The sequence below is a fragment of the Allobosea sp. P1_B10 genome, from assembly GCF_056406735.1.
The window spans coordinates 156,465-180,169 of record NZ_JBFTZP010000009.1; the positions used below are offsets into that span (position 1 = coordinate 156,465).

Consider the following 23,705-nt stretch of genomic DNA (forward strand, 5'->3'; position numbering starts at 1 on the left):
TGGGCTTGCCGCTAAGGGCCATTCTGCCTGCGGGGCCAGTCCAATCCTGGTTCGCTCAGTCTCGGGCGAGATCGTCGATCGCCAGCCGCAGGCCCAGCACGCCGGCCTGGATTTGCGCGGGCGTAAATCCGCTGAAGCCGAGCACGAGCCCGTCGCGCTCGACTGGCTCGAGGCCGAAGCGGCTGATCGGGGCGACCGTGATGCCACGCCTCGCGGCTGCCTGCGTCAGCGCCAACGCATCGAGCCCGTCCCGGAGATAGGCGACGGTGTGCATGCCCGTATGGGTCGGCACCACCGTCAGATCCTGCGCCAGATGCTCGCTTGCGGCGTCGAGCAGTGCCTGGTGGCGCTCCTGATAGAGCTTGCGCATGCGCCGGACATGGGTGGCGAAATGGCCCTCGACGATAAAATCGGCGACGATGCCCTGCAAGGCCGTCGGGACGCCGGGCGAATAGGCATCGAGGCAAATGCCGATCTGCTCGGCGAGCTGCGGCGGCGCGACCAGGAAGCCCAGGCGCAGCGACGGAAACAGCGTCTTCGAGAAGGTGCCGACATAGATCACCCGTCCGGTGGAATCGATGCTGGTCAGCGTCGAGATCGGCGCACCATGGAAGCAGAACTCGCCGTCCCAATCATCCTCGATGATCCAGGCCGAGCTCGCCTGTGCCGCCTCGAGCAGCGCCAGCCGCCGCTCCAGGCTCATCTTCGCGCCCAGCGGCTGCTGGTGCGAGGGCGTTACGAAGGCGAGCTTGAAGTCCGGCGCCCGCTTCAGTCCGGCTTCCACAATCAGCCCGGAATCGTCCACCGGCACCGGCACGATATCGGCACCCGACAGGATCAGGCTGTTGCGCGCGCCGATTGCGCCCGGGTTCTCGAACCAGACCTTGTCGCCGGGATTGATCAACGTCGCGGCGAGCAGCTGGAAGGCCTGCTGCGCGCCGGCGACGATGAAGATCTGCTGCCATTCGCAGGCGATGCCGCGGTTGAGCCGCAGATGGGCTGCGATCGCCTGGCGCAGAACCGCCTCGCCATGCGGGTCGGGGTAGCCGAGAACCTGATGGCGCGCCTTGCGCCAGTGCCGGCCCGACAGCATCGCCCACTGCGCCATGGGGAAGGCGTCGAATGCCGGCAGCGCCGTGGTGAAGGCGCGGGCCTGATGCGGCAGGCGCGCGCCGAACAGCTTTGAGGCGGAGTCCATCGCCTGCGCCAGCTTGAGCTTCGCGGTCGGCACCGCGACTGCTGCTGCGGCAGGCGCGGGCCGCTCGCTCGACAGCGCCTGGCTGACATAGGTTCCGGCGCCGACCCGCGTCTCCACCAGCCCCTCGGCGGCAAGCCGCTCGAAACTCTCGACTATGGTCGTCCGGGCGACCCCGAACTCCTGTGCCAGGGTCCGCGTCGCCGGCAGCCGCTCGCCGACCTTGAGGGCGCCGCTCAGGATCAACTCCCGCAACCCGACGCAGATCTGGACGCTGAGCCCGTAGGGCCCATCGCGGTCCAGCACGATCGACTGCAGCAGCACGCCTTCCTCTCGTTTGACCATCGTCCCCCCAGCGCAGCTATTGGTCTGCTGCTTTCGCCAGAATGGACCTTGGGTTCAGACCAATTCAAGCCCCTTTCTCAAGGCATGCCGCAGCCCTGCAATCGCGCAGGGTCACGGCGATGCAGGCGGCGGCGCAGCGATGAAGATCACCCGGCTCGAGAGCTTCACGACCCAGGATGTCGGCTTCGTCCGCGCCACCTGCGAGGATGGCAGCCAGGGATGGGGGCAGTTCTCGCCCTATAACGCCGACATCACCGCGACCGTCTTCCACCGCCAGGTTGCCCGCTGGGCCGTGGGCGCCGACAACGCCGACATCGACGATCTCGTGGCGACGATTGGCGAGCGCGAACACAAGTTTCCGGGCTCCTATCTCTGCCGCGCACTGACCGGGCTCGATACCGCGCTCTGGGATCTGCGCGGGCGCAGGGAGGGCAAAAGCGTCTGCGAGCTGCTCGGCGGCACGCCGCGACCGTTTCCGGTCTATGCCTCGAGCATGAAGCGCGGCGAGATCACGCCGGAGGCCGAGGCGGAACGCCTGCTCCGGCTGCGCGATGCCCATGGCTACAGCGCCTTCAAATTCCGCGTAGGGCGCGAGTGCGGCCGCGATCTCGACGAGTGGCCCGGCCGCACCGAGGCGATCGTCCCGCAGGTCCGCAAGGCGCTCGGCGACGGGGCGACGCTGCTGGTCGATGCCAATAGCGGTTATACGCCGGCCAAGGCGATCGCGGTCGGCCGCATGCTGCAGGACCACGGCATCGTCCATTTCGAGGAACCCTGTCCCTATTGGGAGCATGCCTGGACCCGCGAGGTCCGGGAGGCCCTGGATCTCGATGTCACCGGCGGTGAGCAGGACTGCGATCTCGCTGTCTGGCGCGCCATGATCGACCGGCGCGTGGTCGACGTGGTCCAGCCCGACATCTGCTATATCGGCGGCGTCGGGCGCATGCTGACGGTGGCGCGCTGGGCTGCCGAGGCAGGGCTCCCGGTGACGCCGCATTCGGCCAACCAGTCGATGGTGACGGTGTTCACGCTGCACGTCATGGGCGCGCTCGCCAATGCCGGTCCCTATGTCGAGTTCTCGATCGAGGGCGAGGATTATTACCCCTGGGAGCGCGGCCTGCTTCGCAATCCGCCCACGGCACGCGACGGCATGGTACAGATCCCGTCCGAACCCGGCTGGGGCGTCGAGATCGAGCCGAGCTGGCTTGATCGGGCGACCTATCAGGTGACCGAGGTGTCGGCGTGAGTTCCGACAGAGTGCAACTGGTCGAGGAAGCCAGGTCCACAGGCACGCTTGCCGGCCTGCCGCGCGGGCACTTCATTGGCGGCCGCTTTGTGGCATCGGCATCGGGCCGCGAGATGGAGAGTTTCGACCCCGGTCGCGGCGTCGCCTTCGCCAGCTTCGCTGCAGGCGACGCGGCGGATGTCGCACGCGCCGTCGAGGCGGCGAGGGAGGCTCTGTCGGGTCCATGGTCGCGGCTGACGCCGGCCGCGCGCGGGGCGATCCTGATGCGCGCCAGCGAACAGCTGCGAGAGCGGGCCGCGCGCTTCGCCGTGGTCGAGACGCTCGATTCCGGGAAGCTGCTGACCGAATCGGAGGGCGATGTCGGCGGTGTCGTGCGCGCCTTCGCCTATTATGCGGGAGCGGCCGACAAGCTGCACGGCGACACCATCCCGCTCGGGCCCGACTATGTCGGCCTTACCATCGATGAGCCGGTCGGGGTCGTTGCCCAGATCATTCCCTGGAACTATCCGCTCTCGACCGCAGCGCGCGGCATAGCGCCGGCTCTGGCGGCAGGCTGCACCCTTGTGGTCAAGCCGGCCGAGCAGACGCCCTTCACCACCCTGATGCTGGCTGAACTGCTGCATGAGGCGGGCCTGCCGGAGGGCGTCTTCAACGTCGTCACCGGAACCGGCCCCGAGGCCGGCGAACCGCTCGTCTCCCATCCCGGCATCGACCACATCACCTTCACCGGCTCTGTTGCGACCGGCCAGCGCGTCATGCGGGCGGCGGCCGAGCATGTGACGCGGCTCCAGCTCGAACTTGGCGGCAAATCGCCGGTCGTGCTGATGGCCGATTGCGATCTCGACCAGGCCATCGAGGGCGTGATCGGAGCCATCTACGAGAATGCAGGGCAGATCTGCTCGGCAGGGTCTCGGCTGATCCTCGACGAGCCTATCGCCCAACAGGCGCTCGACAGGCTCGTCGCCCGTGTCGCCGCCATGAAGCTCGGGCATGGCCTGAGTGAGGCCGCGATCGGTCCCATCAACTCCGCCCAGCAACTCGCCCGTATCGACGCCCATGTCGAGCGCGCCCGTGCCGCCGGCAACAGCATCCTGATCGGCGGCGGTATCGTGCCGGCGGAGCAATGCGGCGGCGGCTGGTTCTATCGTCCCACCATCATCCTGGCACGCGGCCCCGACGATCCGCTGGTGCAGGAGGAGATCTTCGGTCCGGTCCTGACGGTCCAGATCGTCGCCGATCTCGACGAGGCGATCGCGGCTGCCAACGCGACCGCCTATGCGCTCGTCGCGGGGATCTACAGCCGCGACCTTGCCAATTGCTGGCGCTTCGCGCGGGCTGTCGATGCCGGCCAGGTCTACATCAACGAGTTCTTCGCCGGCGGCATCGCCATGCCATTCGGCGGCAATCGCAAATCCGGCTTCGGCCGAGCGAAGGGCATGGCGGGCTTGCGCAGCTACTGCAAGCTCAAGAGTGTTGTGGCCAGGCTCTGAGTCGGCCGGGGGGATACGACGACATGGCGAGCGATCTGTTCAGCGCCGACTTCAAGGCGGCGCCCTATTGGTGGGACGGCGTGCCGCGGCCCGATCTGTCCCGCAGCGAGCCACCCAGGCAGGCCGACGTCGTGGTCGTCGGTTCCGGCTATACGGGCCTCCATGCAGCGCTCCAGACCGTAAGGGGCGGGCGCAGCACCGTCGTCCTCGACGCGGAGGCCGCCGGCTTCGGCTGCAGCACCCGCAATGGCGGGCAGATCTCGACCAGCATCAAGCCGAGCTTCGATGTGCTCGCCCGCCGTCACGGCAAGGAAAAGGCCTTCGCGATCCTGAAGGAGGGGCACAACTCCCTGCGCTTCATCGGCGACTTCGTGCGCGACGAAGCCATCGATTGCGATTTCGGCGTGGTCGGGCGGTTCCACGCGGCCCATTCGCCGGGGCAGTACGAGGAACTCGCGCGCCGCGTCGCCAATCAGACCAAGGGCCTCGAGGTGGAGTGCCATGTCGTGCCCAAGGCCGAGCAGCGCAGCGAGATCGGCTCTGATCTCTATCATGGCGGCGCGATCTATTCCGGCCACGCTTCCGTGAATCCGGCGCGCTATCACCAGGGCCTGCTCGATCGCGTGGTCGCCGCCGGCGCCGACCTCGTGCCCTATTGCCCAGCAACCGCGATCACCCGCGAGGGGCACGGTTTTGTGGTCGAGACGCCGCGGGGCACGATCCGTGCGCGCAACGTCGTCGTTGCCACGAACGGATATACCGGCCCGCCCACCGGCTGGCTGCGCCGCCGCGTCATTCCCATCGGCAGCTACATGATTGCGACCGAGGCGCTGGACCCGGCCGTGATCGACCGGCTCATTCCGCGAAACCGCATCGTCAGCGATACCCGCAAGGTCGTCTACTACTACCGCGCCTCGCCGGACCGGCGGCGCATCCTGTTCGGTGGCCGGGTCTCGCTCAACGAGACCGATCCGCGCCGTAGCGGGCCGAAACTCCATGCCGACATGAGCGCGATCTTCCCGGAACTGGCGACGACGCGGATCAGCCACTCCTGGAGCGGTTACGTCGCCTACACATTCGACGAACTCATGCATATCGGCCGCCATGATGGCGTCCACTATGCGATGGGATATTGCGGGGCAGGGGTCGGCACGGCGAGTTATTTCGGCATGCGGCTGGGCCAGCAGGTCCTTGGCCTGACCGAGGGAAAGACCGCGCTGGACGACCTGCCATTCTCGACGCGCCCTTTGTATACCGGCAATCCCTGGTTCCTTGCGCCATCTGTTCTGTATTACCGCTGGCGTGATCGGCTGGCGCGTTGAACTGCGCCGGATTGGATTACCCTAATTCTCAGAATGGACCTTATAGCCAGACCAATTTCCCCAAATTCTGCAGGCTCACAGCGGTGGGCCGCCGGATCGCTCCGGCGACATTAAAACCGCTGATGCCCATGCGTATTTCAGCCCAGGAGATTTGACATGCAGCGCCAGCCGATCCTGCCTTCGCGGTCGACCCTCGTCCTTCTCCTGAGCCTGGCGGGCGCAATGCCGGCCCTCGCACAGGAACTCACCGTCGTTTCCTTCGGCGGCTCCTACCAGGAGGGCCAGAGCAAGGCGCTCTTCCAGCCTGCCGCCAAGGCGCTGGGCATCAAGATCAAGGAAGAGACCTATAGCAGCATCGCGGACCTCCGCCTGAAGGTGAAGGCTGGCGCCGTGACCTGGGATGTGGTCGCCAGCGGCTCGGGCAGCGCCGCGCGCGCCGGCACCGAAGGCATCCTCGAGAAGCTCGACTACAAGGTCATCGACGTCTCGAGCTTCATCAAGGAGACGGTGCAGGACTATTGCATCGGCGGCGATGTCTTTTCGACCGTGATGGCCTGGAACACCAAGACCTATGGCCAGAACGGCCCGCAGAACTGGGCCGATTTCTGGGACGTCAAGAAATTCCCGGGCAAGCGCGCCTATCGCAAGGGCGTCGCCGGGGCGCTGGAGCCGGCGCTGATGGCCGATGGCGTGCCGATGGAGAAGGTCTACGAGGTGCTGTCGCAGCCCGGCGGCATCGAGCGCGCGATCAAGAAGATCCGCGAGCTGAAGCCCCATATCGCGGTCTGGTGGAGCTCGGGCGCCCAGCACGCCCAGCTGATGAAGGATGGCGAGGTCGACATGGTGACCGGCTGGAACGGGCGCTTCGACGTCGCGGCCAAGGACGGCGCCAAGGTCGCCTACACCTACAATCAGGGCCTGCTCGATAATGACTGTTTCGCCATCCCCAAGGGCGCGCCCAACAAGGATCTGGCGATGAAGTTCCTCGCTGAGATCAGCAAGCCCCAATACCAGGCCGAATTCACCAAATACATCACCTACGGGCCCACCAACAAGAAGGCCTACGACCTCGGAACGATCGAGGCGTCCTATGCCAAGGCGCTGCCCTCACATCCCGACAACGCCTCCAAGCAGATCGCGATCGACCTCGACTGGTACATCAAGTTCGAGGCGCAAGCCTCTGCCGCGTACCAGAACATGCTGACCGAATGATGCGGGAGGCTACCCTTGGCGAGCGTGAGGTTGCGCCAGTCGCAACGGCGCTCGCCTCCGCCGCCGGCAAGGCGCTGCCGATCGCGGTGCGGCGCCTGAGCAAATCCTACGGCGCCGTCTCCGTGCTCGACGACATCGATCTCGATGTCAGGCCCGGCGAATTCCTGACCCTGCTCGGCCCCTCGGGGTCGGGCAAGACGACCCTCCTGATGGCGATTGCGGGCTTCCTGCGGCCCGACAAGGGAAGCATCCGCTTCGGCGAGCGCGAGGTCGTGCGTCTCTCGCCGCACAAGCGCGAGATCGGCATGGTCTTCCAGAACTATGCGCTGTTCCCGCACATGAACGTCGCCCGCAATGTCGGCTTTCCCTTGCGGCTGCGTGGCGTACCGGCAGCCGAGATCGCCGCCCGCGTCGAAGCCGCGCTCGAGATGTTCCAGCTCGGCGGCTATGGCACGCGTAGCATCACGCAGCTCTCGGGTGGCCAGCGCCAGCGCGTCGCGCTCGCCCGCGCCATCGTCTTCGAGCCGCGCATCATCCTGATGGACGAGCCGCTGTCGGCACTCGACAAGCAATTGCGCGAGCGAATGCAGATCGAACTGCGCCAGCTCCATGACCGGCTCGGCACTACCACCGTCTACGTCACGCACGACCAGCGCGAGGCGCTGACGATGTCGGACCGGATTGCGGTGCTCGATCGCGGCCGGATCGCGCGGATCGACACGCCGAGAGCGATTTACGACCAGCCCGGCAGCCGCTTCGTCGCGGAGTTCATCGGCGAATCCTCGTTCCTGGATGTCGATGTCTTCGACGGCGTCTGCCACGCCGCCGGCTCCGATATCCGGGCGCCCAGCGTCCCGGTTTCGCAGGGACGCTGCGTGATGATGCTGCGGCCCGAGCGGCTCCACATCCTCGACGGCAGCGAGACGGAGGCGATGAACCGCTTCGAGGGCAAGGTCCACAGCGCGATCTACCAGGGCGATACGCTGCTGCTCCAGCTGGTGCTCGCCGATGGCAGCGCGGTCAGCCTGCGCATGGCGACACGCGGCGACGATGCCCCGCCGCCCGCTCGCGGGTCCGCAATCGCCGTGGGCATCGCCGTCCGCGACACCGTTCTGCTGGCGGACGAGGGGAAGGCGCAAGCATGAACGCGCCCGCCCTGAGCATCGCCGGCGAGCCCGGAGGCGACTTCCATGCCGCCGCGCTGCGCCGAGACCATTGGCGTGAACGGCTCGGGCTGGCTGCGCTTGCTGCTCCCGCGCTGCTCCTCGTTGGGATCACCGTGCTGCTGCCGGTCGGCTGGCTGTTTGGCCTGTCCTTCCTCGACGATGCCGGGGCGCCCAGCCTCGAGCATTACCGTCGCATGGTGGCAGAGCCATCCTATGGCCGGACCTTCCGCACGACCTTCGAAATCAGCCTGCTGACCACGGCGATCTGCATCCTGCTCGGCTATCCCTTGGCCTATTTCCTGTCGCAGCTTCCGCGCCGCGCCGCCAATCTCTGCATGATCGCGGTCCTGTTGCCATTCTGGACCTCCCTGCTGGTGCGCACCTATGCCTGGCTGGTGCTGCTGCAGCGCAGCGGCCTGATCAACACATGGGGGATCCAGCTCGGATTCTGGAGCGAGCCGCTTCAACTCGTCCACAATGTCGGCGGCACGCTGATCGGCATGGTGCACATAATGCTGCCTTTCCTCGTCCTGCCGCTCTACGGCACGATGCGCGCGATCGACCGCGACCTGCTGCGCGCCGCCTCGAGCCTCGGTTCGACGCCGGCCCATGGCTTCTGGACCGTGTTCTTCCCGCTTTCGCTGCCGGGACTGGCTGCAGGCTCGGCGCTCGTCTTCGTGCTCTGCCTTGGCTTCTACGTGACGCCGGCCATGCTCGGGGGCGGCAAGGTCACGATGGTCTCCAACCGCATCGCCAACGACATCGAGCTGTTCTTCAACTGGGGTGCAGCAAGCGCGCTGGGCGTCGTGCTGCTGGTGATCACGCTGGCCGTGCTGGTGCTGGCCGCGCGGCTGTCGCGTGGCGCTGGCCTCTTCGGCGGGGGACACTGACCATGAGCTGGTTGAACCGCGCCGCCAGCGATACGCAGATCACGCATCGCTCACGGCTCTGGCTTTACGCAGTCGGCGTGCTGGTCCTCGCCTTCCTGGCGATCCCGACGCTGATCGTGATTCCGATGTCCTTCTCGAAATCGCAGTATCTGGAATTCCCGCCGCGGGAGTGGTCGCTGCGCTGGTACGAGGCGTTCTTCTCGTCACGCAGCTGGATGGCGGCGACGGAGACGTCGCTCAAGGCCGGGTTCTGTACGGCCCTGCTGGCGACGCCGCTCGGCACGCTCGCCGCCTATGGCCTCCATGTCTCGCGCTTGCGCTTCACCGGGGTCGCGATCTTGGCGCTGCTGACACCGACCATCATCCCGGTCATCCTCGTCGGCATCGCGCTGTTCTATGCCTTCGTGCAGCTCAAGATGGTCAACTCGTTCCTGGGCATCGTGCTGGCCCATACCGTGCTGGCGGTTCCGATCGTTATGATGATCGTGGGTTCGGCGCTGAAGAGTTTCGATCTCGATCAGGAGCGCGTCGCCCGCAGCCTTGGCGCGACGCGGACCCAGGCGTTCCTGCAGGTGACCATGCCGCAGATCAGCTTCGCGATCGTCACCTCGGCGCTGCTGTCGTTCCTGACCTCGTTCGACGAGGTGGTTGTCTCGCTCTTCGTCTCCGGCGGCGACAACTCAACCCTCACGCGGGCGATGTTCATGGCACTCCGCGACCAGATCGACCCGACAATCGCGGCGATCTCGACCATCATGATCGTGATCACCTCGCTCCTCCTGGCCATTTCGCAAATGATCGGCAAGGCGGAGACCTAAGGCGCGCGAAGGTCTCGCGCGAAATCACTCGCTTCAGCGCTGCGCCACGCCCGCGCTGACGACGCCGTCGATCAGGTTGAGCGACAGCAAGCGCTCACTCGTCAGTTCCGGCTGGAGGGGGGCGAGCTGGTTGTGCAGCCCTGCGATACGCAGCCGCATCTGCCGCGCCGCCTCGATCGCGTCCTCGATCGAAACCCGGATAAAGCGTACGGGCGACCCGGCGGGCAGCTGGGCGAAGCGGCCCAGATCCGCGCTGATGATGGTGGCGATCTTCGGATAACCACCGGTGGTCTGGCGGTCGCGCAGCAGGACGATAGGGTGACCGTTGCCCGGAACCTGGATGGCGCCCTCGATGATTCCATCGGAGACGATGTTGTAGCCGTCGCGATGCTCGAGGCGTGGCCCGTCAAGGCGCGCGCCCATGCGGTCCAGAAGCGCGCTGATGCTGTAGCCCTCGCCGCACAGGCGCTCGAACATGACGGGCTCGAAATAATCGTCCTGTGGGCCGAGGATGATCCTGATCGGCCCGGTGTCGTGCAGAGATGCCCCGTCCAGCCGAAGCAACGGCCGGTCCCCGCAAGCGCCGACCGGAACCCTCGTGCCCGCCACGAGCGCAGGCCCGCCGATCGCCGAACGGCGATGCTGCGAGCGACTGCCCATCTCCATTGCGGTAGCAACGCCGCCGGCCAGCGCGAGATAGGCATAGGCGGCGCCGGTGCCCAGACGGACCGTCACGGCCTGGCCATCGGCGACCGCGACGCCCGCAAGCGTCGGCGCGCGCTGCCCCTCGATTTCGAGCAGGCAATCGGGCCCGGCCAGCGACACCACCAGGGCGCCCTCGGCGACGAAGCGGGCCATGCCGGGCCCGAGTTCGAGCGCAGCCGCGTCCGGCTCGTTGCCGACCAGCAGGTTGGCGGCAGCGAGCGACAGAGGATCCATCGCGCCGGCGGGAGAGACGCCGAAGCGCTGGTATCCGCGACGGCCGAGATCCTGGATGGACGTCGCGGGCCCGCAGGCTTTGATGTGGAGCGCGCGCATCAATCCTCCCGCTCCGCGATCTGTTCGCCGGCGGCAGCGCGGGCGTCCAATCCTCGCCATTCGCTGTCGCCGATCCGATCAAAGCGGATCTCGTCGCCTGGCTCGTAGAGAAACACCGGGTCGCGCCCGGGCATGAAGCCACGCACGGGTGTGCGCCCGAGCATATGCCAGCCGCTGGGGCCTTCGACCGACGAGATCGCGCATTGCGCGCCACCGATGGAAACCGACTGGGCCGGCACCTTCTGGCGGGGCTCCTGGCGTCGGGGCGTCGCCAACTCGGGATTTAGGCCACTGAGATAGGCAAAGCCCGGCATGAAGCCGATCATCGCCACTGTGTAGGTTGCCGCCTGATGCTGCGCGACCAGCGCCTCGGCCGTGAGCCCATGCGCGGCCGCCGTAGCCGCAAGGTCCATGCCGTACTCGCCGCCGTAGACGATGGGCACGCGCCAGCGCCGGGTGCTGCGGTTGATATCCGTCGCGTGTGCTGCGAGCGTGACAATGCGGGCCTTCAGCGCGGGGAGGTCGGTGTCGACAGGGTCGAACAGGACCATCAGCGAGCGATAGGTCGGCACCGTCTCGCGCAAGCCCGGAAACGCCTCCCGCGCCAGCGCCGCGTCCAGCGCCAGCACGCGGGCATTGAGGCGGGCGTCGATGACGGAGCCGAATTCGACCGTCAGGGCGCTGTCGCCGCAGGCCAGCAAGCGCACGGGGCCCGGTGGCTCGGAAAGCGAGGCGCTCATCGATGCCCCGTGACGGTGAAGCCCGCAGCCTCGAGCGCGTTTCGCAGGGTGCGCGCCGCCGCAACGGCGTTGGGGTTGTCGCCGTGCAGGCAGATGGAGTCGATCCCGACGGGGAGCGTCTTGCCGGAAACCGAAATCACGGCGCGCGCCTCCAGCATTCGCATGACATGCTCCGTCGCGACCTTGGGGTCGTGGATGACCGCGCCGGCTTGCGAGCGGTCGGTCAGGTTGAAGCTGTCATCATAGGTGCGGTCCGCGTAAATCTCGCGGAAATACGCCAGGCCGAGCTTCTCGGCGGCCCGTTCGGTCGGTCGGCCTGGCATGACGAGGTACAGCGCCGAGGGTGCTGCCGCCTTGATGCCGCGCCCCACCGCAAGCGCGAGCGCCTCGTCTTCGTTGCACATGTTGCCGAGTGCGCCATGCGTCTTCACATGCGTCATCCGGTGCCCGGCGATCTCGGCCATCGCGGCAAAGGCTCCCACCTGGTAGGCGACGAGATTCTCGAGTTCGCGTGTCGTCAGGCCAGTCACGCGCCTGCGGCCGAAATTGGCGAGGTCGGCAAAGCCCGGATGCGCGCCGACCGCCACGCCCTTGGCAAGCGCGAGCTCGGCGGTATGGCGCATGACCTGCGGGTCGCCTGCATGAAAGCCGCAAGCGACATTGGCCGTGGTGATGATCTCGAACATCGCGGCATCGTCGCCCATCGTCCAGGGTCCGAAGCTTTCGCCGACATCGGCATTGAGATCGATCTTCATCGTGACCTGCTCCAGAACGATGCGACCGCACCGAGGCCGCCGGTGGCGGCTGCTTCAGCTCATAATGCACCAGTTCATCGATTCGAACCTCGCGGAGCGTACGGGGACAGGTGTGTCTGACTGAGGTGCTCGGCGGACGAGCGGCGATGCCCGCAAGCGGTCAGGGGCCATAACCTCGAAGAATGCGAGCCGCCCAATTCGGAATTGGACATTAAGGGCTGGCTCGACCCAAACACTGACCCCATCGGATCCTGCGCCTTGGGCTGGTTATTCTGCCGACGTCTGGACGCCCGCGCTCCCGGGCCGCTCGGCCCGCGCGAAAGCGCGCCGCTCCATCGCTTGGGATCACAGTCGGGCCGCAGCGCGCGATCTCCGGCGCTGGATGCATGAGCCCTGGTCGTTGCCAGAACCTATTCGAGATTGAGGAACCTTCGTCATGACACAGACCGGAAAGACCTACGCGGTCATCGGCACGACAGAGCATGCGCTCGCGCTGGCGGCCGAGCTGCGCTTGGCGGGCAACCGGGTGATCGTCACCGACAGGGCGCCGCGCCAGGCTGCGCTCGAGGCACTGGCAGCCGCGCCCGGCCTCGACATCGACAGCGAGGTCGAGAGCTTTGTCGGCGGCAAGCAGCGCCAGCTCGTGACCGGCATCGAGGTCATGACCGACCTCGCGACGGCCATCGGCGCGGCCGAAGTCATCGTCTTCATGACGCCGCAGACCGCCTATGAGGAAATCCTCTCGACCTCGGCCGACCGTTTGCGCGATGACCAGATCGTGCTGCTGTGCCCCGGTGGGCTCGGCGGTGCCCTGCTGATCAGCCGGATTGCCGCGCAGGCCGGCGCGCGCAATCTGCTAGTGGCGCAGACGTCCGCTATGCCGCTCGGCGGCCGCGCTGCGGGCCAGAACGCCCTGCGCATCGCCAGCAAGAAGCGCACCCTTCCCGTGGGCGTCTTCCCGGCCTCGCGCACCCAGGAGCTGCTCACGCGCCTGGCGGCCGACTTCCCGCAGCTGATCGCCAACGCCAACGTCATCGAGACCGGGTTTGCCGGCGCCGCCATGGGCCTGCACCCGATCCCGATGATCATGAACGCCGCCCGCATCGAGACGGACGGCCCCTATGTCTATGACAGCTACGAGATCACTCCGTCGATCGCGCGCGTCATCGACGCCGTCGACGCCGAACGCCAGCAGATCCTCAAGGCGCTCGGCGCCGAGGTGACCTCATTCTCCGACATCCTGAAGCAGTCCTATGGCGTGCCGGGCTCGACCTTCTACGAGGTCGTCCACAACGTTCCCGGCTACAAGCAGGTCAAGAGCCCGCCCGACCTGCTCTACCGCTATCTCAGCGAGGACATCCCGACCCAGCTCGTGCCGGCCGTCGCACTGGCCCGCTCGCTGGGTGTCGCGACGCCGATGCTCGACGCGACGGTGACCTACACGAACGCAATGCACGGCCGCGACTACTGGCAGTCCGGCTGGAACCTCGAGAAGCTCGGCCTCGGCGGTCTCGATGCCGCCGGCATCACCACCATGCTGTCGCAGGGCCTGAACGCTCGCTGATCGCGCGCGTCCACCTCAACCTCGATCACGGAACCTCCTGCCATGCACATCGTCGTGATAGGCGCCGGCATCATCGGTGCGAATGTCGCCTTCAGGCTTGCCGAAGGCGGCGCGAAGGTCACCGTGGTCGAGGCCGGGCGCGTCGGGAACGGCAGTTCGGCGCGCAGCTTCGCCTGGATCAACGCCCACCGGAAGACGCCGCGCGCCTATTACGACCTGAACATCGGCGGGATGCGCGCCCATCTGGACCTGCGCGAGCGCTTTCCCGAGGGGCGCTGGTGGCATGGCTCGGGTTGCGTGGAATGGGCCGCGCCCGGCGAGGACCGCGAGGTCTTCAGCGAGCGCGTCGACCGGCTGGCCGAGTGGGGCTATCGGGCGGAAATGATCGATCTCGCGCGGTTGGCGGAGATCGAGCCCGACATCGACCCGTGCGCGGTCGGCGATGCGCCGATCGGCTTTTTCCCGGATGAGGGATGGGTCGATCCGGTGCTGATCGCCCATACGCTGCTGCGCGCGGCCGTAGCCCGGGGAACGATCCTCCTCACCGAACAGGGGCCTGCACGCCTTGTCATGCGCGGAGGCCGAGTTGTCGGCGTGACCTGTGCCGCGGGTGAGATCGCGGCTGACATGGTCGTGAACTGCGCGGGCTGCTGGTCCAATTCCGTCATCGACGAGCCTCGGCTCCAGGTGCCGCTGGCGCCCACATCAGGAATGCTCGCGCTGACCGCGCCGGTGGCTGCCGATTTGCGCACCGTCGTGATGGCGGCGCAGTGCCAGCTCCATGCCGACGGGGCAGGGCGCATCATGGTCCGGCAGGATATGTACGATCGCACCATCAAGGCCGATACGCCCGTCGACGTCGCGCAGCGCGAAGCCGATGGCCTGGTCGCGCTTGCTGCGCAGGTGGTGCCGTCCATCGGCAAGGCGAAATGCGAAGCCATCCGCATCGGCGTCAGGGCCCTGCCGTCTGACGGCAAGCCGGCCGTGGGGCCGATCGGCGGTGTGCCCGGTTATTATGTCGTAGTCACCCACAGCGGCGTGACGCTGGCGCCGTTTCTCGGCGAGCTCATCGCAGACGAAGTGCTTTCGGGCACTGAACGCAGCGAGCTTTCCAGCTTCCGTCCCGACCGCTTCCACGCTGCGGATGCACCTGCGGCCTCGGCCTGGTCCGCCGATTGAGGGCATGCACCCTGCCCATCCCGGGATATGCTCCCTATAACCGGATGGAATGGGTGTCCGGCGATTTCGACTTGGACAATCCCGAGTCCGCCGCTTCATCATCGCTGACACAATTTCGTCGTTTTTCGAGGGACCGAACCATGTTCAAGGCTGCGATGCGGCTCTCCTGCCTGGCATTCACCGTCTGCCTGCCAACCTTCGCCATGGCACAGGAGTCGGTTCTGCGCATGAGCGCCGGTGCCGGCGACGTCTCGACGCTCGACGCCCATCGCGCCAGCGCCACCAGCGACAAGTCGATCGTCGGCTGGATCTACAACGGCCTTGTGCGCTTCAAGCCCGGCAGCGCCGATCCCAAGGATCTCGAGGCCGATCTCGCAGAGCGTTGGGAAGCCACGCCCGACGGCAAGACCTGGACCTTCTTCATCCGCAAGGGCGTGAAGTTCCACGGCAGCTGGGGCGAACTGACGGCCGACGACGTCGTCTACTCGCTGAACCGTTCGGCAGATCCGAAGCGCTCGACCTTCGCCAACGATTTCCGCGCCATCGACAAGGTCGAGAAGCTCGACGACCACACCGTGCGCGTCTCGCTCAAATATCCCGACGCCAACTTCCTCGGCCGCGTCTCGAACTACCACGGCGGCAACATCGTCAGCCGCAAGGCCGCCGAGGAACTCGGCGACAAGTTCGGCGCCAATCCGGTCGGTACGGGTCCGTTTGCCTTCGTCGAGATGGTCACCCAGCAATATGTGAAGCTCGCCGCGCATAAGGATTATTTCCGCGGTAAGCCGAAGATCGACACCATCCTGGCGCGCGCCATCGCGTCCGACAGCGCCCGCGAACTGGCCTTCACCTCGGGCGAGATCGACCTGATGTACGGCAAGCGCGAGCAGCGCTGGGTCGACAGCGCCCGCAAGCGCCCGGGCTTCAACGTCGACATCTTCACCCCCGGCGAGTTCCGCACGCTCAGCCTCAACCGCACCATGGCGCCGCTCGACGACGTCCGGGTTCGCAAGGCGATCGCGGCCGCCGTCAATGTCGACGATCTCGTTCGCTTCGTGGGCAAGGACGTCGGCCCCAAGGGCTGCTCGGTCGTGCCGCCGGGCTATCTCGGTGAGGATTGCTCCTTCGCCTACAAGTTCGATCTCGCCAAGGCGAAGGCCTTGCTGGCGGAGGCCGGCCACAAGGACGGCATCACGATCAAGTCCATCGTCTCCAACATCTCGGCCCAGCAGCCCTTCATGGAGATCATCCAGTCGCAGCTGGCCAAGGCCGGCATCAAGCTGGACATCCAGGTCGTCGACCACGCCACCTACCAGGCGCAGTCGCGCAAGGATCTCAGCGGCCTGATCTTCTATGGCGCCGCCCGCTTCCCGATCGCCGACACCTACCTATCGGAGTTCTTCCACTCTGCTGCGACCGTCGGCACGCCCACCGGCGTGACCAACTTCTCGCATTGTGCGGCGGCCGACGCCGAGATCGACGCAGCCCGCATCGAGCCCGACGCGGCCAAACAGGCGGCGCTCTGGAAGGAAGCCCAGCGCAAGATCATGGATGATGTCTGCGCGGTTCCGCTCTTCGAGCTCCGCCAGGTCTGGGCGCATAGCGACCGGCTCGACTTCGGCTACGAGCTCAAGGGCGCGATGAACCTCGCTCCCCCGATCACCGAGCTCACCAGCATCAAGGCGAAGTGAGCCTCGGCTGATCCCATGACCACCACGGTCCAGGCGCTCGCCGCCTACGTCGCGGCGGCGCACACTGCGCCGCTTGCAGCGGCGGCGCGCGAGGCGGCCCTGCGCTGCGTGCTCGATCTCGTGACGGCTGCGGCTGTGGGGCTGGAGGCACCGGGACCGCGGGCCGTCCGGCAAGCGGCACGCGCTCTCCACGGCGCTGGCGAGCATCCTGTCTGGTTTGCCGGCGAGCGTGCAAGCCTGCTCGCCGCGGTCTGGAGCAATTGCGCGGCCGCAGCCGCGCTCGATATCGATGATGGCCACCGTCTCGCCCGCGGCCATCCAGGTGCGGCGATCATCCCCATCGCTTTCGCCGTCGCGCAACAGACGGGCGCAAGCACCGAGGACCTGCTGCAGGCGATCGTCGTCGGCTATGAGGTCGGCGTCGCGGTCGGCGCAGCGCGGCGCTTCTATGCGAATACCGGCATGTGGTCGGGCTATGGCGCGGTCGCGGCGGCTGGCTTCCTGCGCGGAACGCCGCCCGAGAAACTGGCGCAGGCCTTCGCCATCGCCGGCATGAGCGCGCCAAACCAGTTGCATGCGGGAGCCGGACCGGCCTTTCCGGCCCTTGAGGGCAGCGACGTCAAGGAAGGCATTCCCTGGTCGAGCGTCACAGCGGTTTCGGCGCTCGCGCTGGCTGAAGCAGGGCATGGCGGGCCGCTAACGCTGCTCGACACCGACAGCCATTTCCGGACGCAGGACATCCTCGAAGGCCTCGGCAGCCGCCAGCATATCGCCAGGAGCTATTTCAAGTTCCTGTGCTGCTGCCGGCATGTCCATGCGCCAGTCGAGGCATTGCTCGATTTGATCGGGCGGCACGCCATCGAGGCCGACGCCATCGAGGCGATCGAGGTCGACACCTATAGCGGCGCGCTCAGGCTGACCAATCGGCCCGATCCCGAAGGGTTCACCGAGATCCAGTTCAGCATTCCGTACTGCCTTGGGCTCGTCGCCCTGCACGGGAGACAGGCTCTGCTGCCGCTGACGCCGGAGTTTGTCGAGAATCCGGAGATCGTGGCGCTGGCGCGCAAGGTCTCGCTGCGGCTCGACGCCGACATCGAGGCGCAGTTCCCGGCGCAGACGCTGACGCGCGTGACGGTGAGGGCAGCAGGCCGAGCGTACGTCTCGGAGGTTACGGGGCCACGGGGCGAAGCCAGCGCGCCGCCATCTTGGCAGGACCTCGAGGACAAGCTCCGGCTGATGTTGCGCGATGTTGCGACGCCAGCCCAGCAGAACGTTCTGTTGGGAGCGGTCCAGCGCCTGCGCGAGGGGGGCCACACCGCGCTGATGGCGGCCTTTTCGGATCTTCGCTTGGGCAAGCCGGCTTAGCGCCCGCGCGGACCTTTCGGCTCAATGGCCCGATGGCATCGTGCGCGATATGCCGTCGGCGACCTCGCGCGTCGCCTCGAGGAATGAGTCGACGAGCCGGGCATTGCGGCTGTCGCGGATCCGGCAAAGCTGGAAATCGAGCTGCGTCGTCGGCTCGAAGCGCCGGATCGCCATCTTGTCGCGCATGCCTCCGACGATCAGCGGGTGGACCAGCGACACGCCGACACCGGCCGCCACGAACTCGCAGAGTGTCGGCGACACGTTCACCACCATGACGGTGTTGGGCACGACTCCATGGGCATGCAGTGTGCTGGTCACGCGCTGGCTGGTGTGGCTTTCGGGATCGAACGAGACGAACGGCACGCCGACGAGGTCTTCCGGCGTCACCACGCTCTTGGCGGCGAGTGGATGATCGAGCGGCGCGATGCAGACCACCGGATGGCCCATCAGCGGCTCGGTGACGACATAGGGATTGTCGATCGGCGCGATCACCAATCCAACGTCGAGCTTGCGTGTCACCAGCCCGTCCGTGATCCATTGCGAGCTGCGCGACTGCACGGAGCAGAACACGCCCGGTTGGCGGGCGAGAAAGCTGCTCGTCGCGCGCTCGATGAAGGAGCCCGACAGCGCGGGCATCACGCCGATCAGCAGTCGGCCCTGTTCGTCCCGACGGATCGCCTCGACGGCGTTCTCGACCTGCCGCAAGCCGGCAAAGATCCGGTCGATCTCCTCGTAGAGGCGCATGCCATACGGTGTGGGCGCAAGCCGCCCCTTGACCCGCTCGAACAGCCTCAGGTCCGTGTCTTCCTCGAGATGCGCCACCAGTTTGCTGATCGCCGGCTGGGACACGTTCATCACTTCGGCCGCCCGGCTGACCGTTCCGTGCTCGATGACGGCCTTGAACGCCTCGACCTGCCGCAGGTTCAGTCGGCGCGCCATCGCATAACCTTTCAGAATAGAGTGTCGATAAATTCGACTTTGACGAAATGGCAATTAAGGCCCTAGCTCCGATCGGGCAAGGAAGATCGCATGCGGCCGGATATCATCGTGATTGGGGGAGGCACCGTCGGTGCCGCGATCGCCTACGGGCTCGCCGGCCTGAAGCAGCGTGTCACGCTGCTCGACGGCAGCGACGGGGATTTTCGCGCTGCGCAGGCCAATTTTGGCCTCGTCTGGCTGCAGGGCAAGGGCATGGGCCTGCCTGCCTACCAGACTCTGACGCGGGCGAGTGTCGCACTCTGGCGCGAATTCGCGACCGAGATCGAAGGCCTGTCCGGCGCCGACCTCGCTTATGAGAACAAGGGCGGCGTTGTCTTCTGCATGGGCGAGGACGGCTATCAGGCCAGGCTCTCGCAGTTGCAGCGCCTGCACAACCAGTGGGGCGGCGGTGAGCCCGACTGGGAGATGATGGACCGCAGCGCGCTCGACAAGCTGATGCCCAGGGTCAAGTTCGGAGCCAATGTCAGCGGCGCCAGCTTCGGCCGCCTGGATGGCCATGCCAATCCCCTGAGGCTGCTGATGGCGCTCCACGAGGGAATCGTCCGACGTGGCGGCGTGGTGCGCGGGAACGCTCCGGTCAGGCAGATCGAGCGCGTCGGCTCCGATTTCCGGCTGGTCCTCGACGGTGAGGCGATCACAGCGCCCCGGATCGTCATCGCTGCCGGCCTTGGCTCGGTCGCGCTTGCCGAGCAGGTCGGGCTGACCGTGCCCTTGCGTCCGCAGCGCGGTCAGGTCCTGGTGACGGAGCGGTTCGACGCATTCCTGCCATATCCGGCCAGCGGCCTGCGCCAGACGGGCGAGGGCACCGTGATGATCGGCGCTACGCAGGAGGAGGCCGGCTTCGATCTGTCGACAACCAGCGATGCCGCCTCCCGGCTGAGCCGCAAGACCGTCGACATCGTTCCCGCACTGGCAAACGCAAAGCTCGTGAGGCAGTGGTCAGGTCTGCGGGTCATGACGCCCGACAGCTATCCGATCTATGCCCAGTCGCAGACGCATCCGGGCGCCTTCGTCGCGCTCTGCCATTCCGGCGTGACGCTCGCGGCCTTCCACGCACGCGAGCTCTCCCGGTCGATCCTAGACGGCGCGCTGCCAGAATTCTTCACCCCCTTCCACCAGAGACGTTTTGATGTTTCGAAAGCTGCATGATCCCGGCCCGTCGGCCGTGACGATCCTGATCGATGGCAAGGCCGTGTGGGCCGAGGCCGGCGAGAACCTGGCGGCCGTCCTGCTGCGGCAGCCTGAGGGCTGGAACCGCACGACCACGGTGACCAACGCGCCGCGCGCGCCCTATTGCATGATGGGCGTGTGCTTCGAATGCCTGGCCGAGGTCGATGGCGTCGGATCGGTCCAGACCTGCCTCACCACCGTCAGCGAAGGCATGCGCGTGTCGCGCCAGCTCGGCCGCAGGGTTTTGTCGGCATGAGCGCGATCGATCTTCTCATCGTCGGCGCCGGCCCTGCCGGCATGGCAGCTGCGGTCGCCGCACGGCGCCATGGCCTCGATGTCCTCGTGGTCGACGACCAGCCGGCGCCCGGCGGCCAGATCTGGCGCTCGGTCGAGACAGTCGCCGCGACCCCGCGCGGGCAGCGCCTCGGCGAATCCTATCTTGCGGGTGCCTCGCGCGCCGCCGCCTTCCGGGCCTGCGGGGCGGTCTATGAGCCCGGCTGCCAGCTCTGGCAGATCGAGCCCGGCTTTCGCGCCTTCGTCACCACAGCCGGCAAGGCCCGCACGGTTGCCGCCAGGGCGGTGATCCTGGCGACCGGCGCGCAGGAGCGGCCCGTGCCGTTCCCGGGCTGGACGCTCCCGGGCGTGCTGACGGTCGGCGCAGGCCAGATCCTGCTCAAGACCGCCGACCAGGTGCCCGAGAAGCCGGTCTGGATCGCCGGCAACGGCCCCTTGCCGCTGCTCTACATGACGCAGCTTCTGGTCGCGGGCGGCAAGATCGCCGGCTTCCTCGACACCGCCCCGCCCGGGCGGCTTGGCGGCGCGCTACGCCACCTGCCGGGCGCGCTCGGCAAGGCAGGCGACCTGTTGAAGGGCGTCGCCTGGAAACTGGCGCTGAAGCGGGCCGGCGTCAAAACGGTCAGGCATGTCACCGACATCGAGGCGAAAGGCGAGGGCAGGCTCCAGACCCTGCGCTACCGCGCCGGGACGGGCCAATGGCAGGAGACCCCGGCCGAGGTGCTCCTGGTCCATGAAGGCCTCGTGCCTTCGATCCACGCGCCGCTCGCGCTCGACTGCAAGATCGCGTGGCGAGACGACCAGCAATGCTACGCGCCGGAGCTCGACGCCTGGGGCGAAAGCTCGCAGCCGGGCCTGTTCGTCGCCGGCGACGGGGCCGGTATCGCCGGGGCGATCGCAGCAGAGCAGCGCGGCACGCTGGCCGGCCTCGCCGTCGCCTCGCGCCTTGGCAAGCTGTCGGCCGAGGACGCGACGAGGGACGCCGCTCCTGCCCGCAAGGCGCTGGACCGCGAACTCGCCTTCCGTCCCTTCCTCGATGCGCTCTATGCCCCGCGTCCGCAGGTTTTTGCGCCGCCCGACGAGACCATCGTCTGCCGTTGCGAGGAGGTCACCGCCGGGACGCTGCGCAGCCGCGCCCAAATCGGTCGCCCCGGCACAAACCAGGTCAAGGCCTTCACCCGCGCCGGCATGGGCCCCTGCCAGGGTCGCCAGTGCGGCTATACCGTGATGCAGATACTGGCCAAGGCGCAGGAGCGTCCCGTAGAGGAGCTGGGCTTCTACCGCATCAGACCGCCACTGAAGCCCGTCACCCTGGGTGAACTGGCGGGCCTGGACCAGAAGGACACGGCAGCGTGACGGCCGTCGTCGCACAGGGCTTTGACATCGCGGTCATCGGCGGCGGGCTGCACGGCCTCACCTCTGCGTTGAGCCTGGCGCGCGCCGGGCGGCGTGTCGTCATCCTCGAACGCAACTGGATCGGTCGCCACGCATCGAGCGCGACGGCCGCCGGAGTGCGCACGCTTGGTCGCGATCTCGCTGAGGTGCCGATCTCGCTGGAAGCGATGGATATGTGGCACCGCATCGAGGCCATCGTCGGCGACGATTGCGGCTTCCATGCGCATGGCCAGTTCAAGGTGGCCGAGTTCGACAGCCACATGCCTGCGCTGCGCGAGCGCGACACGACGATGCGCAATCTCGGCTACAGCCATGAGGAGATCATCGATGCAGCGGAGTTGCGCCGTCTGGTGCCTTCGCTCAGCCCGCATTGCGTCGGTGCGCTGATTGCCCGCCGCGATGGCGCGGCCGATCCGCATCGGACGATCGCGGCCTTTAGAAGGTCCTGCGAGGCGGCCGGCGTCACCCTTGTCGAAGGCTGTGGCGTCGAGGCGGTCGAGCGGCGTGGAACGGACTGGCTGCTGCGCTGCGGCGAGCGGGCCTTCACTGCTCCAGCGGTGATCAATACCGGCGGTGCGTGGGCCGCGCGCGTCGCCGCTCTCTTCGGCGAGACAATCGAACTCGGCGTGCGCGCCTCGATGATGATGGTCACGGAGCGCCTGGCGCCGTTCCTCGCTCCCGTGGTCGGCGTCGTCGGGCGCGCGCTGTCGTTCAAGCAGTCCGACCAGGGCACGCTGGTGATCGGCGGCGGCCTTCAGGGTGCAGCCGATCTCGACCGCCAGCGCAGCACCGTCAATTTTGTCGAGCTTGCCAAGGGCGCGCGCGCCTCCGGCGATCTGTTTCCCATCGTGCAGGGTGTGCGCATCGCGCGCTGCTGGACCGGGATCGAGGCCCAGACGCGCGACCATATCCCCGTCATCGGGGCCTCGCCCGATACGCCTGGCCTCTTCCACAGCTTCGGCTATTCCGGCCACGGCTTCCAACTCGTACCCGTGCTTGGCGAAATCATGCGTGATCTCGTGGTGGAGGGCAAAACCGCCCGTTCCATCGCGGCCTTCGCGCCCGCACGGCTAATGCAAGGCAGACGCGCCGCATGATTGCCTACACGATAAGACGAATCCTGCTCGCCCTGCCGACGCTGCTGGTGATGCTGACCGCGATCTTCGTGCTGGTCAGGCTCGTCCCGGGCGACGCCGCCTCGGTCATCCTCGGCGACCAGGCGAGCACCGAGGCGCTGGCTGCGCTGCGCGAGAAGCTCGGGCTGAACAAGCCGCTCTATGTCCAGTACCTCGCCTTCCTCGGCGACGTCTTCACCGGCAATCTCGGCTTCTCAATGAGCACCGGCCGCAGCGTGCTCTCCGAAATGCTGCACGTCCTGCCCTCGACGATCGAACTGACACTCGCCGCGGTCGTAATCGGGCTGATCTTCGGCCTGCCGCTGGGTGTCGCCGCGGCGCTCACCCGCAATGGCTGGCTCGACTATGTCTCGCGCGTCGTCTCGCTGGTGGGCCTGTCGTTTCCCGCTTTCGTCTCCGGCATCCTGATGCTGATCGTCTTCTCGATCCAGCTCGGCTGGTTTCCGGTGCTGGGCGGCGCTGCGAGCGGCACCGACTTCTCCGATCGCATGCGCCAGCTCGCGCTGCCCGCGCTGAACCTCGGCATCATCATGATGGCCTATGTGATGCGCGTGACGCGCGCCGCGATGCTCGGCGTGCTGACCGAGGACTATATCCGCACCGCCCGCGCCAAGGGCGTCGGCTCCGGCCAGCTCGTGATGCGCCATGCGCTGCGCAACAGCCTGATCCCGATCATCACGGTCGTCGGCCTGTAT

The 23,705-nt window shown here is 67.1% G+C and carries 21 protein-coding genes; 16 read left to right on the forward strand and 5 right to left on the reverse strand.

The window, feature by feature from the left end; genetic code table 11:
• Nucleotides 1–55: 55 nt before the first annotated feature.
• Entirely contained in the window at nt 56–1,540 is a 1,485-nt protein-coding gene (gene pdxR, locus AC1D2L_RS19195; protein ID WP_476847492.1) for a MocR-like pyridoxine biosynthesis transcription factor PdxR, read from the reverse strand.
• Nucleotides 1,541–1,679: 139 nt separating this feature from the next.
• Here pdxR and AC1D2L_RS19200 point away from each other — a divergent pair, with 139 nt between their 5' ends.
• The 7 genes from AC1D2L_RS19200 to AC1D2L_RS19230 all read left to right on the forward strand — a co-directional run bounded on the left by AC1D2L_RS19200 (nt 1,680) and on the right by AC1D2L_RS19230 (nt 9,684).
• Nucleotides 1,680–2,786, forward strand: coding sequence for a mandelate racemase/muconate lactonizing enzyme family protein (locus AC1D2L_RS19200; protein ID WP_476847493.1), 1,107 nt, complete (start codon nt 1,680–1,682; stop codon nt 2,784–2,786).
• A complete protein-coding gene (locus tag AC1D2L_RS19205) occupies nt 2,783–4,276 on the forward strand; it encodes an aldehyde dehydrogenase family protein (protein ID WP_476847494.1) in 1,494 nt (497 codons plus the stop codon). Before AC1D2L_RS19200 ends, AC1D2L_RS19205 begins: the two co-directional genes overlap by 4 nt.
• Nucleotides 4,277–4,299: 23 nt before the next feature.
• Nucleotides 4,300–5,598 carry an NAD(P)/FAD-dependent oxidoreductase gene (locus AC1D2L_RS19210; RefSeq protein WP_476847495.1) on the forward strand — a complete coding sequence of 433 codons (1,299 nt, stop codon included), beginning with the start codon at nt 4,300–4,302 and terminating at the stop codon, nt 5,596–5,598.
• A gap of 156 nt (nt 5,599–5,754) precedes the next feature.
• The gene (locus AC1D2L_RS19215) at nt 5,755–6,810 is read left to right on the forward strand and encodes an ABC transporter substrate-binding protein (protein WP_476847496.1); all 1,056 of its coding nucleotides are present in this window, start codon (nt 5,755–5,757) and stop codon (nt 6,808–6,810) included.
• Nucleotides 6,810–7,955, forward strand: coding sequence for an ABC transporter ATP-binding protein (locus AC1D2L_RS19220; RefSeq protein WP_476847497.1), 1,146 nt, complete (start codon nt 6,810–6,812; stop codon nt 7,953–7,955). Before AC1D2L_RS19215 ends, AC1D2L_RS19220 begins: the two co-directional genes overlap by 1 nt.
• Nucleotides 7,952–8,866: an ABC transporter permease gene (locus tag AC1D2L_RS19225; protein ID WP_476847498.1), complete on the forward strand. Its 915-nt coding sequence runs from the start codon at nt 7,952–7,954 to the stop codon at nt 8,864–8,866. Before AC1D2L_RS19220 ends, AC1D2L_RS19225 begins: the two co-directional genes overlap by 4 nt.
• Before the next feature lie 2 nt (nt 8,867–8,868).
• Entirely contained in the window at nt 8,869–9,684 is an 816-nt protein-coding gene (locus tag AC1D2L_RS19230; RefSeq protein WP_476847499.1) for an ABC transporter permease, read from the forward strand.
• Nucleotides 9,685–9,717: 33 nt separating this feature from the next.
• On the opposite strand, the gene AC1D2L_RS19235 is transcribed toward AC1D2L_RS19230, so the two are convergent.
• Genes AC1D2L_RS19235 through AC1D2L_RS19245 form a run of 3 tightly spaced genes read right to left on the reverse strand, consistent with a single transcriptional unit; the run spans nt 9,718 to nt 12,217 of the window.
• On the reverse strand, nt 9,718–10,722 hold the full coding sequence (locus AC1D2L_RS19235; protein ID WP_476847500.1) for a 5-oxoprolinase subunit C family protein: 1,005 nt from the start codon (nt 10,720–10,722) through the stop codon (nt 9,718–9,720).
• Complete coding sequence (gene pxpB / locus AC1D2L_RS19240; protein WP_476847501.1) at nt 10,722–11,462, reverse strand: 5-oxoprolinase subunit PxpB; 741 nt, start codon at nt 11,460–11,462, stop codon at nt 10,722–10,724. Before pxpB ends, AC1D2L_RS19235 begins: the two co-directional genes overlap by 1 nt.
• Nucleotides 11,459–12,217, reverse strand: coding sequence for a LamB/YcsF family protein (locus tag AC1D2L_RS19245; RefSeq protein ID WP_476847502.1), 759 nt, complete (start codon nt 12,215–12,217; stop codon nt 11,459–11,461). Before AC1D2L_RS19245 ends, pxpB begins: the two co-directional genes overlap by 4 nt.
• A 436-nt stretch (nt 12,218–12,653) precedes the next feature.
• On the opposite strand from AC1D2L_RS19245, the gene AC1D2L_RS19250 reads away from it, so the two are divergent.
• The 4 genes from AC1D2L_RS19250 to AC1D2L_RS19265 all read left to right on the forward strand — a co-directional run bounded on the left by AC1D2L_RS19250 (nt 12,654) and on the right by AC1D2L_RS19265 (nt 18,016).
• The gene (locus AC1D2L_RS19250) at nt 12,654–13,781 is read left to right on the forward strand and encodes an NAD/NADP octopine/nopaline dehydrogenase family protein (RefSeq protein WP_476847503.1); all 1,128 of its coding nucleotides are present in this window, start codon (nt 12,654–12,656) and stop codon (nt 13,779–13,781) included.
• Between the two features lie 42 nt (nt 13,782–13,823).
• A complete protein-coding gene (locus AC1D2L_RS19255; protein WP_476847504.1) occupies nt 13,824–14,960 on the forward strand; it encodes an NAD(P)/FAD-dependent oxidoreductase in 1,137 nt (378 codons plus the stop codon).
• A gap of 140 nt (nt 14,961–15,100) precedes the next feature.
• The gene (locus tag AC1D2L_RS19260) at nt 15,101–16,651 is read left to right on the forward strand and encodes an ABC transporter substrate-binding protein (RefSeq protein WP_476847505.1); all 1,551 of its coding nucleotides are present in this window, start codon (nt 15,101–15,103) and stop codon (nt 16,649–16,651) included.
• 15 nt (nt 16,652–16,666) lie between these two features.
• A complete protein-coding gene (locus AC1D2L_RS19265; protein ID WP_476847506.1) occupies nt 16,667–18,016 on the forward strand; it encodes an MmgE/PrpD family protein in 1,350 nt (449 codons plus the stop codon).
• 21 nt (nt 18,017–18,037) lie between these two features.
• Here the strand turns inward: AC1D2L_RS19265 and AC1D2L_RS19270 are convergent, their stop codons facing one another.
• Nucleotides 18,038–18,955, reverse strand: coding sequence for a LysR substrate-binding domain-containing protein (locus tag AC1D2L_RS19270; RefSeq protein ID WP_476847507.1), 918 nt, complete (start codon nt 18,953–18,955; stop codon nt 18,038–18,040).
• A gap of 90 nt (nt 18,956–19,045) precedes the next feature.
• Here AC1D2L_RS19270 and AC1D2L_RS19275 point away from each other — a divergent pair, with 90 nt between their 5' ends.
• The 5 genes from AC1D2L_RS19275 to AC1D2L_RS19295 form a co-directional block, all read left to right on the forward strand.
• A complete protein-coding gene (locus tag AC1D2L_RS19275; protein WP_476847508.1) occupies nt 19,046–20,164 on the forward strand; it encodes an NAD(P)/FAD-dependent oxidoreductase in 1,119 nt (372 codons plus the stop codon).
• Nucleotides 20,145–20,441 carry a (2Fe-2S)-binding protein gene (locus AC1D2L_RS19280; RefSeq protein ID WP_476847509.1) on the forward strand — a complete coding sequence of 99 codons (297 nt, stop codon included), beginning with the start codon at nt 20,145–20,147 and terminating at the stop codon, nt 20,439–20,441. Before AC1D2L_RS19275 ends, AC1D2L_RS19280 begins: the two co-directional genes overlap by 20 nt.
• The gene (locus tag AC1D2L_RS19285) at nt 20,438–21,835 is read left to right on the forward strand and encodes an FAD-dependent oxidoreductase (protein WP_476847510.1); all 1,398 of its coding nucleotides are present in this window, start codon (nt 20,438–20,440) and stop codon (nt 21,833–21,835) included. Before AC1D2L_RS19280 ends, AC1D2L_RS19285 begins: the two co-directional genes overlap by 4 nt.
• On the forward strand, nt 21,832–22,971 hold the full coding sequence (locus tag AC1D2L_RS19290; protein ID WP_476847511.1) for an NAD(P)/FAD-dependent oxidoreductase: 1,140 nt from the start codon (nt 21,832–21,834) through the stop codon (nt 22,969–22,971). Before AC1D2L_RS19285 ends, AC1D2L_RS19290 begins: the two co-directional genes overlap by 4 nt.
• Nucleotides 22,968–23,705, forward strand: a 738-nt coding sequence (locus AC1D2L_RS19295) for an ABC transporter permease (protein ID WP_476847512.1), incomplete at its 3' end; no start/stop codon positions are given. The genes AC1D2L_RS19290 and AC1D2L_RS19295, both read left to right, overlap by 4 nt.